General features: G+C 40.1%; 11 protein-coding genes. 10 read left to right on the top strand and 1 reads right to left on the bottom strand.

Going from position 1 to position 15269, the window contains the following annotated elements; genetic code table 11:
• Positions 1–326: 326 nt before the first annotated feature.
• Positions 327–563 (bottom strand): DUF2627 domain-containing protein, encoded by a 237-nt coding sequence (locus JOC76_RS04820; RefSeq protein WP_205176461.1) that lies wholly within the window; start codon positions 561–563, stop codon positions 327–329.
• 184 nt (positions 564–747) lie between these two features.
• On the opposite strand from JOC76_RS04820, the gene JOC76_RS04815 reads away from it, so the two are divergent.
• From JOC76_RS04815 to scpA, 10 genes are all read left to right on the top strand, one after another.
• Positions 748–2823, top strand: a complete 2076-nt coding sequence (locus tag JOC76_RS04815; protein ID WP_205176460.1) for a sigma-54 interaction domain-containing protein — start codon at positions 748–750, stop codon at positions 2821–2823.
• Between the two features lie 125 nt (positions 2824–2948).
• On the top strand, positions 2949–3854 hold the full coding sequence (gene yqiS, locus JOC76_RS04810) for a phosphate butyryltransferase (RefSeq protein ID WP_205176459.1): 906 nt from the start codon (positions 2949–2951) through the stop codon (positions 3852–3854).
• A gap of 29 nt (positions 3855–3883) precedes the next feature.
• The gene (gene bcd, locus JOC76_RS04805) at positions 3884–4987 is read left to right on the top strand and encodes a branched-chain amino acid dehydrogenase (RefSeq protein WP_205176458.1); all 1104 of its coding nucleotides are present in this window, start codon (positions 3884–3886) and stop codon (positions 4985–4987) included.
• Positions 4988–5117: 130 nt separating this feature from the next.
• The gene (gene buk / locus JOC76_RS04800) at positions 5118–6236 is read left to right on the top strand and encodes a butyrate kinase (RefSeq protein ID WP_372441908.1); all 1119 of its coding nucleotides are present in this window, start codon (positions 5118–5120) and stop codon (positions 6234–6236) included.
• A gap of 22 nt (positions 6237–6258) precedes the next feature.
• Positions 6259–7680 (top strand): dihydrolipoyl dehydrogenase, encoded by a 1422-nt coding sequence (gene lpdA, locus JOC76_RS04795; protein WP_205176456.1) that lies wholly within the window; start codon positions 6259–6261, stop codon positions 7678–7680.
• Positions 7681–7745: 65 nt separating this feature from the next.
• Positions 7746–8747, top strand: coding sequence for a thiamine pyrophosphate-dependent dehydrogenase E1 component subunit alpha (locus tag JOC76_RS04790; RefSeq protein WP_205176455.1), 1002 nt, complete (start codon positions 7746–7748; stop codon positions 8745–8747).
• Between the two features lie 12 nt (positions 8748–8759).
• Positions 8760–9743, top strand: coding sequence for an alpha-ketoacid dehydrogenase subunit beta (locus JOC76_RS04785; RefSeq protein WP_205176454.1), 984 nt, complete (start codon positions 8760–8762; stop codon positions 9741–9743).
• A gap of 15 nt (positions 9744–9758) precedes the next feature.
• Positions 9759–11057, top strand: a complete 1299-nt coding sequence (locus tag JOC76_RS04780) for a dihydrolipoamide acetyltransferase family protein (protein ID WP_205176453.1) — start codon at positions 9759–9761, stop codon at positions 11055–11057.
• Positions 11058–11200: 143 nt separating this feature from the next.
• On the top strand, positions 11201–13090 hold the full coding sequence (locus JOC76_RS04775; protein WP_205176452.1) for a methylmalonyl-CoA mutase subunit beta: 1890 nt from the start codon (positions 11201–11203) through the stop codon (positions 13088–13090).
• Complete coding sequence (gene scpA, locus JOC76_RS04770; RefSeq protein WP_205176451.1) at positions 13071–15269, top strand: methylmalonyl-CoA mutase; 2199 nt, start codon at positions 13071–13073, stop codon at positions 15267–15269. Before JOC76_RS04775 ends, scpA begins: the two co-directional genes overlap by 20 nt.

Here is a 15269-nt window from a genome sequence, read left to right as displayed (position 1 = left end):
TATAGGCTGTGTTAAACATGAATGTTGATCTCCACTGCAGGCGCTCGCTTTCCGCGGGCGCCTGCAGTGGAGATCAACATTGTTTCAAAATCAACAATGGCCTTTAACACAGCCTAATTATAAAAAGGAGAGTGCCGTTCATGTTGGAACAGCCTCTCCTTTTTTAAATGATTAAGAAAATATAAATTTCGACTTCGAGAAATTTTCTGGCTCCAGCGCCTAGCCCCTCGATGGTCTACAGCCACTCCCAAAATGAAGGCAAAAAGCGCCTTCCTTTTGGGAGCGTCTTATGCTTGTCGGGGCTGACCAAGGCGCTTGCGCCTTGCTTAATATTTCTTAAATTTTGGCTGCACTTTATTACGTTTTCGGTCTCTGTGTAAAATAAAACCAGCTACAAATCCAAGTCCCCCAATGAAAAAGATCAATCCTACTAAAAATTGAAGCCATAAATTAGGAAAGGGAGCTTGAAGAATCCCAAATGTCATATCACGCATTAATTTAATTCCTAAAGCTGCTAATGCACCTGGAATGACTAAAATGATAAGGGCGATAATACGTATCATAAATAAATCCTTCCAATTAGAAATGTAAAGACTTCACTAACATTATATCTTAACAGAATAGTAATACATAGAAGAAAATTGTCAAAGTGAGTGTTTTCGGTATAAAATTGTTAATGAAGAGAATTGCAGAAATTTTCCTCTGATTAATGAAAAATATTTCCTATAAATCAAAGGGGCTAAGTAAATGCAAAACATTATGATTGTTGGAGCTGGAAAAGGTGGAACGGCAATCTTAAAAATATTAAAAGAATCCGAAGTACTTAAAGTCCAAGTAGTTATTGATAGAAACGAAAATGCTCCGGGATTCATCCTCTCGCGGAAAGAGGGAATAAAAACAGGGACATGCTGGAAGCCGTTTCTTAATGAGGAAATCGATATCATTATTGACGTAACTGGTGACGATGAAGTTTTTCAGGCCATTCGCAATGCTAAAAACAGAAAAACAGTATTAATTCCGGGAAGTGTGGCTTTTTTAGTCGCAAAACTCATGGAGGAAAAGGAAGAGCTGGTGATAAAACTCAAGAATGATTCCTACAAGCAGGAACTCATTTTTAATGCGACTAATGATGGAATGGTCGTGATAGATCGGCAAGGAAAAGTCATCCTTTTTAATAAAAGAGCAGAAGAAATCATGGATGTATCAAAAGAACAGGCAATCGGAAAAGAAGTGCTCGAAGTGATTCCCACTAGCCGGCTTTTACTCATTCTGAAGACAAGAAGGATAGAGTCTAATCAGGAAATGGTTTTGAAAAATGGTCGGAAAATTATTACTACCCGCATTCCAATCTTAGAGGAAAATGGAACCTTAATGGGGGCATTTGCTGTCTTTAAAGACATTACAGAAGTCGTTAATTTAGCAGAGGAGATTACAGATTTAAAGGAAATTCAAACAATGCTTCAGGCGATTATTCATTCGAGTGATGATGCTATTTCCGTTGTTGATGAAAATGGGCGCGGTATCCTTATTAATCCAGCCTACACCCGGTTGACTGGACTTACACAAGAACAGGTAATTGGGCACCCAGCCACTGCAGATATATCTGAGGGAGAAAGCATGCATATGAAGGTCTTGCAGACTAGAAGGGCTGTCCGAGGTGTACCTATGAGATTAGGGCCTAACAAAAAGGAAGTAATTGTTAATGTAGCTCCCATTATTGTAAAGGGAAAATTAAAAGGCAGTGTGGGTGTTATTCACGATATGTCAGAAATGAAATCATTAAGCAGAGAATTGAACCGAGCGAGACAAATTATCCGAAACCTTGAAGCGAAGTACACATTCGAAGATATTATTGGACGTTCGGAGGAAATGGTGATTGCAATTGAACAGGCAAAGCTCGGAGCGAAAACCCCAGCAACTGTGCTCCTTCGGGGGGAATCAGGTACGGGGAAAGAGTTATTTGCCCACGCGATCCACAATGCTAGTGACCGGAAATATAACAAGTTTATTCGAGTAAATTGTGCAGCCATTTCAGAATCCTTACTAGAGAGTGAATTATTTGGTTATGAGGAAGGAGCTTTTTCAGGTGCCATTAGGGGAGGTAAGCGTGGACTGTTTGAGGAGGCTAACAATGGCAGTATCTTTTTAGACGAGATAGGTGAATTGTCGGCCAATACTCAAGCAAAACTCCTAAGGGTTTTACAGGAAAGTGAAATCATACGTGTAGGCGGAACGAAGCCAATTAACATAAATGTAAGAATCATTGCTGCAACAAATGTCAATTTGGAAAAGGGTATTGCCATCGGTTCGTTTAGGGAAGACTTATATTACCGATTAAATCGCATGCCTATTCAAATTCCACCTCTTAGAAAACGTAAAGAGGAAATCCCAATTTTATGCAGGCGGTTAATTGAAAAGATTAATCGGGATTATGGAAGAAACGTCGAAGGGGTAACCGAAGAGGCATTGGCTCAATTAATAATCTATGACTGGCCGGGGAATGTGAGAGAATTAGAAAATATCCTTGGCAGGGCTATTATTTTTATGAAGTATAATGAAACCTTAATTAATGTTCACCATCTTCCTGAGTTACGAAATATAAATAGCCGAAATGTTTCTTCTTTAGGTAATTCTAATGAAAATCATTCTTTAGCAAAGACATTGCCTGAAATGCTAGAGGAATTCGAAGCTAAGATTATTCAGGAAACGCTGAATAGGTTGAATGGGAATAAAACATTAACTGCAAAAACACTGGGGTTATCAGTTCGAAACCTTTATTATAAGCTAGAAAAATTCAATCTTGAAAAAAACGGCATGCAATAAATTTCAGTATCTGAAATTTATTGCACTGTTTTGTTCAGTAAAATCAATTGTGTACATATAAAATCATTGGCATAAAACTTGCATGTTTTATTGTGAGGGAATAGAGAGAAAGGGTTGATGACTGCTTGCTACTTGACTCGCTACTTGAAAAAGCAAACAGTAAAGGCCTTTATACAGTTGCTGTTGCTGCAGCAGAAACCGCTGAAGTCATTGAGGCCGTAATAGATGCATTAAATCGCGATCTAGCTGAATTTATCCTCTTCGGTGATCGTGAAAAAATCATTTCACTAATTAAATTGCAAAAACAAGAGCTATTGAATAATAATAAATTAAAAATTGTTCATGCAGACTCTGTTACTTCTGCTGCAGAAACGGCTGTTCAAGCTGTTTCAAATAGGCAAGCAGATGTTTTAATGAAAGGAAATATCCCAACCAATATTTTATTAAAGGCTGTATTAAATAAAGATTATGGACTTAGAACTGGCAATGTACTGTCACATACTGCCTGTTTTGAAATTCCTGAATTTGACCGATTCATCTTAATTACTGATGCAGCCATGAACATTGCCCCTAATCTAGAACAAAAAGTAAGCATTATAAATAATGCCGTTACACTTGCAAAGTCAGTTGGGATAGCAATTCCCAAGGTAGCTGTAATTGCTGCAGTTGAAGCAGTTAATCCCAACATGCAGGCTACTCTTGATGCTGCCGCGCTAGCAATGATGAATAAACGAGGACAAATAGTTGACTGCATCGTTGATGGACCTCTTGGACTCGATAATGCCATTTCAGAACTAGCTGCTAAACACAAGGGCATAGTAAGTGATGTGGCCGGTAATGCCGATATATTACTCGTGCCTTCCATCGAGGTTGGGAATGTTTTATATAAATCGTTAATTTACTTTGCTAAAGCTAGTGTTGGAGCTGTACTTGCTGGAGCTAATGCCCCTATTGTTCTAACATCCAGATCAGATACAGCTGAAAGCAAGCTTTATTCTTTAGCGTTAGCATTATGCTGTGTAAATAAATAGATTTTTTACCCTTTGAGGAGGAAACAAACATGGAAATCTTCAAGTACTTGGAGAACTATGATTATGAACAATTAGTATTTTGTCAAGATAAACAGTCCGGTTTAAAAGCAATTATTGCTATTCATGATACAACACTTGGTCCAGCATTAGGTGGTACCCGGATGTGGACATATGCAACCGAAGAGGCGGCTATTGAAGATGCCCTTCGCCTTGCAAGAGGAATGACTTATAAAAATGCAGCCGCAGGCTTAAATCTTGGGGGAGGAAAAACAGTTATTATAGGCGATCCCCGGAAAGACAAAAATGAAGCTTTATTCAGGGCCTTTGGTCGTTACGTACAAGGCTTAAATGGTCGATATATTACAGCCGAAGATGTAGGGACAACCGTGGCCGATATGGATATCATTCATGAAGAGACCGATTTTGTGACAGGTATTTCTCCAGCGTTTGGTTCTTCTGGAAATCCATCACCTGTCACTGCGTTTGGGGTTTATCGCGGAATGAAAGCAGCTGCGAAGGAAGCCTTTGGAACAGATTCACTTGAAGGAAAAGTAGTTGCAGTTCAAGGTGTTGGAAATGTGGCCTTTACTCTTTGCGAATATCTTCATAAAGAAGGAGCTCAGCTGATTGTAACAGATATCAATAAAGAAGCGGTTTATCGTGCTGTTAAAGCATTTGGCGCCCGTGCAGTGGATCCTCATGAGATTTATGGGGTTGAGTGTGACATCTATGCACCTTGCGCATTAGGGGCAACCATAAATGATGACACAATCCCTCAATTGAAGGCAAAAGTAATTGCTGGTTCTGCTAATAACCAATTGAAAGATGCTCGGCATGGAGATATCATTCACGAGATGGGGATTGTTTATGCTCCAGATTACGTTATAAACGCAGGTGGCGTCATTAACGTGGCAGATGAGCTTTATGGATATAATCAAGAACGCGCAATGAAAAAAGTTGAACAGCTTTATACAACCATTGAGAAGGTTATTGAAATTTCGAAACGAGATGGTATTCCAACATATGTTGCAGCAGATAGAATGGCAGAAGAAAGAATAGCCAGAATTCGTAATTCTAGAAGCCAGTTCCTGCAAAACGGCCATCATATCTTAAGCCATCGAATCTCAAGATAAAAAACGACTTCTAGTAAGTGTCATCGAGCTTAGTGAACCAATCCTGAATTTTTAAAAGGGATAAGCGATTGTCAAGGCAAGAGCGCTGAATTCGAATTCAGCGCATTTGCCTTTAAAAAGATGTTTTTAAGTGGAGGTTTTGACGTTGCCAGAGAATAGAGAGCGAATTCTAATTATCAACCCAGGATCAACATCCACTAAAATTGGCGTATTTGAGAAGGAAGTTTCGATTTTTGAAAAAACAATCCGCCATCATGCGGAAATTTTGAATACATTTACAAATATTATTGACCAATATTCATTTAGAAAAACGACTATTTTGGAAACACTGGATAATGAAGGAATAAATATCTCGAAATTATCCGCTGTTTGTGGTCGTGGCGGTCTGCTTCGTCCAATTGAAGGAGGAACATACGAAGTCAATGACCTTATGCTAGAAGACTTAAAATCTGGTTATGCAGGACAGCATGCATCAAATTTAGGTGGTATTTTAGCTTACGAGATTGCTTCAGGTTTAAATATTCCTGCTTATATAGTCGATCCAGTGGTTGTTGATGAACTTGAGCCCATTGCAAGAATTTCTGGTTTTTCCTTAATTGAAAGAAAAAGTATCTTTCATGCCTTAAATCAAAAAGCGGTTGCTAGAAGAGTAGCAAGGGATCTTGGAAAAGAATACAGTGAACTAAATTTAATTGTAGCCCATATGGGTGGCGGTATTACTGTTGGTGTTCACAAGCAAGGCAAAGTTGTTGATGTGAACAATGGTCTTCATGGAGATGGTCCATTTAGTCCTGAACGTGCCGGTACGGTGCCAGCAGGGGATTTAATTGCTCTCTGTTATTCAGGTGACTATTATCGGGAAGAAATGATGAAGAAACTCGTGGGACAAGGTGGGCTAGTTGGCTATCTTGGTACAAACGATGCAGAATTAATCGCAAAGAGGATTGCCGCAGGTGACAAGGAAGCAAAGCTCATTTATGAGGCAATGGCCTATCAAGTTGCAAAGGAGATTGGAGCTTGCAGTGCTGTCCTTTCAGGCAGGGTGGATGCTATTGTCTTAACTGGTGGACTCGCATATGGAGATGAATTTGTGAAATTAATCAGTGATCGGATTAATTGGATTGCGGATGTATTTGTTCAGCCAGGAGAAAATGAACTTCAGGCCTTGGCGGAAGGAGCACTTCGGGTTTTACGAGGTGAAGAGGATGTAAAGGTATATCCAGGTAATTTTCATCCTTTAAAAATTTAAGGTAAATGGGGAGGACATTTAAGTGGCACAAGAATATGATTTGGTCATTCTTGGAGGTGGAACTGGCGGCTATGTGGCAGCTATTCGCGCTTCACAACTTGGCTTAAAAACAGCCATTGTAGAAAAAGAAAAATTAGGCGGTACCTGCCTGCATAAGGGCTGTATTCCAAGCAAGGCCTTACTTAGAAGTGCTGAAGTATTTGCAACAACAAAGCAGGGTGCCGAATTTGGTGTAATAACTGGTGATGTTTCATTAGATTTTGGTAAAGTTCAAGCGAGAAAAAATAAAATTATTGATCAATTACATAAGGGTGTCCAACATCTAATGAAGCAAGGAAAGATTGATGTTTATGAAGGAATTGGCAGAATTCTTGGACCATCGATATTTTCACCAATACCAGGTACGATTTCAGTTGAGATGAATAACGGAACAGAAAACGAAATGTTAATTCCTAAAAATGTGATCGTGTCTACTGGATCAAGACCAAGAACACTTCCTGGGTTAGAAATAGATGGCAAATTCGTCCTTTCTTCGGATGAAGCCTTACAGCTTTCGGCTTTGCCCAAATCCATTATTATTGTTGGCGGCGGTGTAATTGGAATCGAATGGGCTTCCATGCTGTCAGATTTTGGAGTAGAAGTTACTGTTATCGAGTTTGCAGACCGAATCATCCCAACCGAAGATAAAGAAATTTCAAAAGAAATGCAGCGTGTAATGAAAAAGAAAGGGATCAATCTCATTACGAGTGCAAAGGTCCTCCCTGAGACAATTATAAAGGATCAAGAGGTTCATATTTCAGCGGAAGTTAAGGGAGTACTGAAACAATTTAAAGCTGAAAAACTCTTAGTCTCGGTTGGCCGCCAAGCCAATATAGAGGGAATTGGACTTGAGAATACTGAGATTCAAATTGAAAAGGGCTTTATTGTAACAAACGATTTTTACCAAACAAAGGAATCCCATATTTATGCGATTGGCGACGTTATTGGCGGTTTACAACTTGCACATGTAGCATCACATGAGGGGATTTTAGCTGTAGAACATATTGCGGGGGGAAAACCATCACCAATGGATTATCGTTTAGTATCAAGATGTATCTATAGTAATCCTGAGGTATCAAGTGTTGGAATAACCGAGGAGCAGGCTAGAGAAAATGGGCATAAAGTAAAAATAGGTAAGTTTTCTTTTCGGGCAATCGGAAAAGCCCTTGTATTTGGCGAATCAGATGGTTTTGTGAAAATTGTAGCTGATTCTGAGACTGATGATATTCTAGGGGTCCATATGATTGGTCCGCATGTAACAGATATGATCACAGAGGCAGGGCTTGCGATGGTATTAGATGCAACACCTTGGGAAATTGCTCATACCATTCATCCGCATCCAACCTTAACAGAGGCCATTGGAGAAGCGGCACTAGCGGTTGACGGAAAAGCAATTCATTCATAAAAATTAAAAATTTCATGTTTTAATTTGTGTTCGTGTCTATTTGAACAACTGGAGGTAATGTATTAATGACAGAAAATCGTCATGATAAGTTAGGTTTAAGCGACCAAAAGGTATTGGAGATGTATGAAACAATGCTTCTGGCAAGGCGCATTGATGAGCGGATGTGGCTGTTAAATCGAGCAGGGAAAATAGCATTCGTTGTTTCCTGTCAGGGGCAGGAAGCCGCACAGGTAGGAGCTGCTTTTGCGCTTGACCGTGAAAAAGATTATGTACTCCCCTATTACCGTGACATGGGGGTTGTATTAACTTTTGGAATGACACCAAAAGAATTGATGCTTTCGGGTTTTGCAAAGGCGGAGGACCCCAATTCGGGGAGCAGGCAAATGCCTGGACATTTTGGACAAAAGAAAAATAGAATCGTAACCGGGTCATCACCCGTTACGACACAAGTTCCTCACGCCGTAGGAATTGCGCTGGCAGGAAAGATGGTTAGGAAAAATCTAGTGACATTCGTTACCTTTGGAGAAGGATCATCTAACCAAGGTGATTTTCACGAGGGAGCAAATTTTGCAGGAGTGCATAAACTCCCGGTTATCTTCATGTGTGAAAATAATAAATATGCGATTTCAGTACCCATTGAGAAACAATTAGCATGTGAGAAGGTTTCAGACCGTGCGATTGGATATGGTATGCCAGGTGTTACGGTGGATGGCAATGATCCTTTAGACGTGTATAAAGCTGTAAAAGAGGCTGCTGACCGAGGAAGGCGCGGTGAAGGCCCAACTTTAGTCGAAACAGTGTCTTATAGGCTTACGCCACATTCTTCGGATGATGATGATCGTACTTATCGGGCACCGGATGAAGTGGCAAAAGCAAAAACGGAGGATCCGATTATTACCTTTGGAGCGTACCTGAAGGAAACAGGTGTCATGAATGATGAACTGGAAAATGAAATTAATGAACGTGTAATGAAGCTGGTGAATGAGGCAACAGATTACGCAGAAAATGCTCCTTATTCTGCACCAGAAGATGCATTGAAATATGTATATGCGGAAACGGAAGAGTAAGGGGGACGTAAAATGGCAATTATTTCATATATTGATTCAATCACAATGGCAATGCGTGAAGAAATGGAACGAGATCCTAAAGTATTTATTCTGGGTGAAGATGTAGGGGTAAAAGGCGGTGTATTTAAAGCAACACAAGGTTTATATGAACAGTTTGGCGAAGAACGGGTCATTGATACTCCACTAGCTGAGTCAGCTATTGCAGGGGTAGGAATTGGGGCGGCAATGTATGGGATGCGTCCAATTGCAGAGATGCAATTTGCTGATTTTATTATGCCGGCTGTCAACCAAATTATTTCTGAAGCTGCAAAAATTCGCTATCGATCAAATAATGATTGGAGCTGTCCGATTGTCATCCGTGCACCATATGGAGGCGGGGTACATGGAGCGCTCTATCACTCCCAATCAGTTGAAGCGGTTTTTGCCAATCAACCTGGGCTAAAAATCGTTATGCCTTCCACACCATACGATGCCAAAGGCTTATTAAAAGCGGCCATTCGTGACCCTGACCCTGTTCTTTTCTTTGAACATAAACGGGCCTATCGTTTAATTAAGGGTGAGGTCCCTACAGATGACTATACTTTACCGATAGGGAAGGCTGACGTTAAACGTGAAGGTGAAGATATTACAGTTATTACGTACGGGTTATGTGTTCATTTTGCCCTACAAGCGGCAGAAAAATTAGCCCAAGATGGAATTTCAGTTCATATACTTGATTTACGAACGGTCTACCCGTTAGATCAAGAGGCTATTATTGAAGCAGCTTCTAAAACTGGTAAGGTCTTGCTTATTACGGAAGATAATAAGGAAGGAAGCATCATAAGTGAGGTTTCAGCGATCATTGCCGAACATTGCTTATTTGAATTAGATGCTCCAATTAAGAGACTCGCAGGACCAGATGTACCGGCTATGCCTTATTCTCCAACAATGGAAAAATTCTTTATGGTGAATCCGGACAAAGTTGAAAAAGCGATGCGAGAGCTTGCGGCATTTTAAGGAGGTAAGGAACTAGTGGCAATTGAACAAATTAAAATGCCTCAGTTAGGGGAAAGTGTAACCGAAGGTACGATTAGCAAGTGGTTAGTAGCTGTTGGCGATAAGGTAAATAAATACGATCCCCTTGCCGAGGTTATGACTGATAAGGTAAATGCGGAAGTCCCGTCTTCTTTTACAGGGGTAATCAAAGAGTTAATTGCAGAAGAAGGAGATACGTTAACAGTAGGAGAAGTGATATGTACGATAGAGCTCGATGCCGATGGAACCACGGAATCATTCGCTGCGGATCATTCTAATACACTACCAGCTGGTAAAGAAGAACCTACTACGCAATTGGATCAAAGTAATAAAGCGCGTTACTCCCCTGCCGTACTTAAGCTGTCTCAAGAACACGGGATTGATCTAACCAAGGTTTCAGGGACAGGTGCTGGTGGTCGGATTACAAGGAAAGATCTATTGAAATTAATTGAATCTGGTCAAATACCATCGGCTGAAACAGTGGAAGAAACCGTTTCAAGGCCAGAAATGCAAGAAGTTTTAAACACTGTACCTAGTCAACCAACTGCTGTACCAGGACCTGCCACCGGGCAAGTGCTTGTTCCTACATTCGCTGGTGACACCGAGATACCACTAACAGGGGTTCGTAAAACAATAGCGTCAAATATGCTTCGAAGCAAACACGAGATTCCACATGCCTGGACAATGATCGAAGTGGATGTAACCAATCTCGTGGAATATCGTAATAGTTTGAAAGATGAATTTAAGAAAAAAGAGGGTTTCAATTTAACTTTCTTTGCTTTTTTTGTCAAAGCCGTGGCTCAAAGCTTAAAAGAATTCCCGCAAATTAATTCAATGTGGGCTGGAGATAAAATTATTCAAAAGAAAGATATTAACATTTCCATAGCGGTTGCGACAGAGGATGCTCTTTACGTACCTGTCATTAAAAATGCAGATGAAAAAACCATTAAAGGAATTGCCCGAGAAATTTCTGAACTTGCTATAAAAGTGAGGACAGGAAAACTGAAATCAGAAGATATGCAGGGTGGTACATTCACTGTGAACAATACAGGTTCATTTGGCTCTGTTCAATCCATGGGGATTATTAATTACCCGCAAGCAGCGATTCTCCAAGTAGAATCCATTGTCAAGCGTCCTGTGGTCATGAATAATAATATGATAGCAGTTCGAGATATGGTGAACCTATGTATGTCAATAGATCACAGGGTATTGGACGGACTTATATCCGGTCGCTTCCTGCAACGGGTGAAGGAAATCCTTGAAAATGTATCAAAATCAACCACATCTATTTATTAACATAAAAACCGCTGCCAGATTGGCAGCGGTTTTCATGTTAATAAAGGGAATTTCATTGCCTGAATCGTATTTGTGCCATAAAATAGAAATAAGGGGAATTAATTGAATTTTAGCTTAATTTGAAAAGCGAGGGGGAAAGGGAGATGGACAATCTTAAAAATCAATCTTTTTCAGAGCGAACTGAAAAGGATTGGCAAGCTAAAGTGGAAGCCTTTCTCAAAGGGAAAAGGATAGAATCTTTAAATCATGATACATATGAAAACATAGTTTTGAAACCGCTTTATACAAAGAAGGATCAAAAACCAGTCCCAGATTATGCAGGAGGATCCGATTATAGGCGTGGTATTTACCCCCTTGGATATTTAACCAATGAATGGATAGTTGCTCAGGAGTTATCTTACGAATCACTTGAAGAACTGAAAGAGAAACTTCATGAAGTTCTTAAAAAAGGCCAAACGGCGATAGCCTTTAGTATCTCAGAGGATTTAATGGAATCAACTGAAAACCTTTCAAGTGTTTTAACAGGTTATTACCATCAATATCCTTTAGCAATTAATGCAGAAGGATTGTCTGGTGAAGTACTAAGTATATTAGCCAAAATGGCAGAGCAAGACAATCAAGCAGAAAACGTCTTAGGGTATATTGGTTCAGACCCCATCGCATTATTTGCTGAAGAAGGAGTTGTCTCAAAAGAATTTATCGGTGAGTGGAAAAAAACAATAATCGAAACAAATAGAAGGTTACCAAATTTACAAACGATTCTAATAAATACGGAAACGTATCACAATGGCGGTGCAAATGCCGTTCAAGAACTTGGGATTGCTATTGCCGAAGGTGTCTATTTTCTAGATATCCTCCAGGAAGATGAAATGGAAATAGAACAAATCCTTGCAAAAATGATTTTTCAATTTTCTATTGGAAATAATTTCTTTATGGAAATCGCAAAACTTCGGGCAGCACGGATATTATGGAATCGCATAACAGAACTTTATGGTGTTACAGACGAAGCACGTAAAATGATCATCTCTGCCAAAACCTCTACATTTACAAAATCCATCTTTGACCCCTATGTCAATCTTCTGCGTGCAGGAAATGAAGCATTTGCTGCCATCATCGGAGGGGTTCAATATTTACAAGTTACTCCTTTTGATTTTCTTACACACTCTACTTCATCAGCGGAAAGAATCGCAAGAAATACACAACTAATCTTAAAGCAAGAGTCACATCTAGGAACAGTGATTGACCCTGCAGGTGGATCTTGGTATTTAGAACAATTAACAAACGACTTAGCTGAAAAGGCATGGGAATACTTCCAAAAAATCGAAGGGCAAGGAGGTATTTTAAATGCTCTAAAATCAGGCTGGATGCAGCAGGAGATCAATACTGTTTTTGAAAAAAGGAATCTAGATCTACAAACGAGAAAGCAAAGTATGATTGGTACAAATATGTATGCTGATTTAAATGAGACCCAGCCAAATCCTCTACAAAGAAATAGGTATCGTTTTTTGGCAAATCGGGACTATGCGCTAAGTAAAATAGAAGCCATTCCCGTTCGAAGACTAACGGAACCATTTGAAAAATTAAGAAGGAAGGCAAAACAACTAGAGAGAAAAATAGGATCCACGCCTACAGTTGGGATGATCTGTCTGGGAGAACTAAAACAGCATAAACAAAGGATGGATTTTATGAAAAGTTTTCTGGCGGCGGGTGGAGTGAAAGCGTTCGAAAGCAAGCCAGTCTTTTCGATTGAAAATGCCAAGCAATTTATTTTAGATATGAATACCTCTCATTTTTGCTTGTGTGGTACGAATGAACAGTACGAATCGGAAGGTAAAGCGATTCTAACTTCTTTAACGAATGAGTTTCCGGAACGCATTTTTTATTTGGCTGGTCTTCCTGAATTGGATAAACAGGCAGGTTGGCAGGAAGTTGGAATTAAACAGTTTATTCATCTTAACACCAATTGCTATGAAACCTTAGCAGAGATTCTTGCTGATATGGAGGTGAACACGGTTGAAGAAACAAAGGCCTGACTTTCAAAATCTCAATTTATTTGCTGACCAAAACTTCATCACAAAAACGGAATGGGAACAAAAAGTCAAAAATGATATTTCCATTTCCATTGAGAAGTTAGGATTTGAAACCTATGAGCAGATTTTTCTTAAGCCCATATATACAAAGGAGGACCGGAATTCAGTAGAGCATATTAATGACCTTCCAGGTATCCCCCCTTTTACAAGAGGTCCATATCCAACCATGTATGTCAACCGACCATGGACGGTTAGACAGTACGCAGGCTTTTCAACCGCGGAAGAAAGTAATGCTTTTTATCGAAGAAATCTTGCTATGGGACAAAAAGGCTTGTCAGTAGCGTTTGATTTAGCAACACATCGTGGTTATGATTCGGATCATCCTCGTGTTGTGGGGGATGTGGGCAAAGCTGGTGTGGCAGTTGACTCCATTCTAGATATGAAGACACTTTTTGCAGGAATACCATTAGACCAGATGTCTGTTTCAATGACAATGAATGGTGCTGTTTTGCCCATTTTAGCCTTCTTTATTGTAACAGCAGAAGAGCAAGGAGTAAGCCAGGATAAACTTTCGGGAACCATTCAAAATGATATTTTGAAAGAGTATATGGTCCGTAACACCTATATTTATCCTCCTGAAATGTCGATGCGAATCATTGCTGATATTTTTGATTATACGTCAAAATACATGCCAAAGTTTAATAGTATCAGTATTTCTGGCTATCACATGCAGGAAGCGGGTGCACCGGCTGATATTGAATTAGCCTATACACTATGTGACGGTCTTGAATATGTCCGAACAGGCCTTAAAGCAGGGATCGATATTGATTCGTTTGCACCAAGACTCTCTTTTTTCTGGGGAATCGGAATGAATTACTTCATGGAAGTGGCCAAAATGCGGGCAGCAAGGCTTATTTGGGCCAAAATGATGAAGTCTTTCCATCCAAAAAATGAAAAATCATTAGCATTAAGAACGCATTCTCAAACCTCTGGCTGGAGCTTAACCGAGCAAGATCCATTCAATAATGTGACCCGTACACTCATTGAGGCCCACGCTGCTGCAATGGGTCATACCCAATCACTTCATACCAACGCCTTAGATGAAGCGATTGCCCTACCTACGGATTTCTCAGCACGGATTGCTCGAAATACTCAATTGTTTTTACAAGAGGAAACCGGGATTACCAACGTGATTGACCCGTGGGGAGGATCCTTTTATATAGAAAAGCTGACAGATGAATTAGTGAACAGGGCTTGGGCACATATTGAAGAAATTGAAGAGCTGGGGGGCATGGCTAAAGCCATTGAAACGGGACTTCCCAAGATGAAAATTGAAGAGGCTGCGGCCAAAAGACAAGCACAAATTGATTCTGGTAAAGAGATTATTATCGGAGTTAATCAGTATAGGCTTGAAAAAGAGGAAGCAATCGATATTTTGGATATTGACAATACAGCGGTCCGCTTAAAGCAAATCGAAAAATTAACGGCTTTAAAATCAAACCGCGAAAATCAAAAAGTGGAAGAAGCATTAACCGCATTAACAAAAGCCGCAGCAACAGGAGAACAGAACTTATTAGCGCTTGCTGTAAACGCAGCAAGAGTTAGAGCAACACTTGGAGAAATTTCGGATGCGATTGAACGTGTGGCAAAGAGACATAAAGCTGTCATTCGTTCGATTAGTGGTGTGTATAGTACAGCCTTTCGTAATGAGGAAGAAATAGCTGAAATAAAAAAAATGACGGATGAATTCCTTGAGAATGAAGGGAGAAGGCCTAGAATTTTAATAGCGAAAATGGGTCAGGATGGCCATGATCGGGGGGCAAAGGTTATCGCTACTGCATTTGCTGATTTAGGGTTCGACGTTGATATTAGTCCATTGTTCCAAACACCTGAAGAGACAGCCAATCAAGCTGTTGAAAATGATGTACATGTGGTGGGCATGAGTTCGCTTGCAGCGGGACATAAAACATTGCTGCCGCAGTTGGTTGAAGAATTAAAAAGGCTCGGTCGGGAAGACATATTGGTGGTTGTTGGCGGCGTCATACCTGCACAAGACTATCAATTTTTATACAATCATGGTGCGGCGGCTATATTTGGACCGGGAACCATCATCCCTGTAGCTGCACAAAAAGTAATCAGGGAGATTTATTTAAAACTTGGTTATGAGGAAGTGTCACCATAA

The organism is Neobacillus cucumis, from assembly GCF_016908975.1.
GTDB classification, from domain to species: Bacteria; Bacillota; Bacilli; order Bacillales; family Cytobacillaceae; genus Neobacillus; species Neobacillus cucumis.
This window is presented reverse-complemented; position numbering and strand designations above follow the sequence as displayed.

Excerpts from the sequence above, each read along its gene's own strand:
- JOC76_RS04790 (WP_205176455.1), top strand. The coding sequence starts at position 7,746 with ATGACAGAAAATCGTCATGATAAGTTAGGTTTAAGCGACCAAAAGGTA.
- JOC76_RS04775 (WP_205176452.1), top strand. The coding sequence starts at position 11,201 with ATGGACAATCTTAAAAATCAATCTTTTTCAGAGCGAACTGAAAAGGAT.
- JOC76_RS04815 (WP_205176460.1), top strand. The coding sequence starts at position 748 with ATGCAAAACATTATGATTGTTGGAGCTGGAAAAGGTGGAACGGCAATC.
- JOC76_RS04785 (WP_205176454.1), top strand. The coding sequence starts at position 8,760 with ATGGCAATTATTTCATATATTGATTCAATCACAATGGCAATGCGTGAA.
- bcd (WP_205176458.1), top strand. The coding sequence starts at position 3,884 with ATGGAAATCTTCAAGTACTTGGAGAACTATGATTATGAACAATTAGTA.
- JOC76_RS04820 (WP_205176461.1), bottom strand. The coding sequence starts at position 563 with ATGATACGTATTATCGCCCTTATCATTTTAGTCATTCCAGGTGCATTA.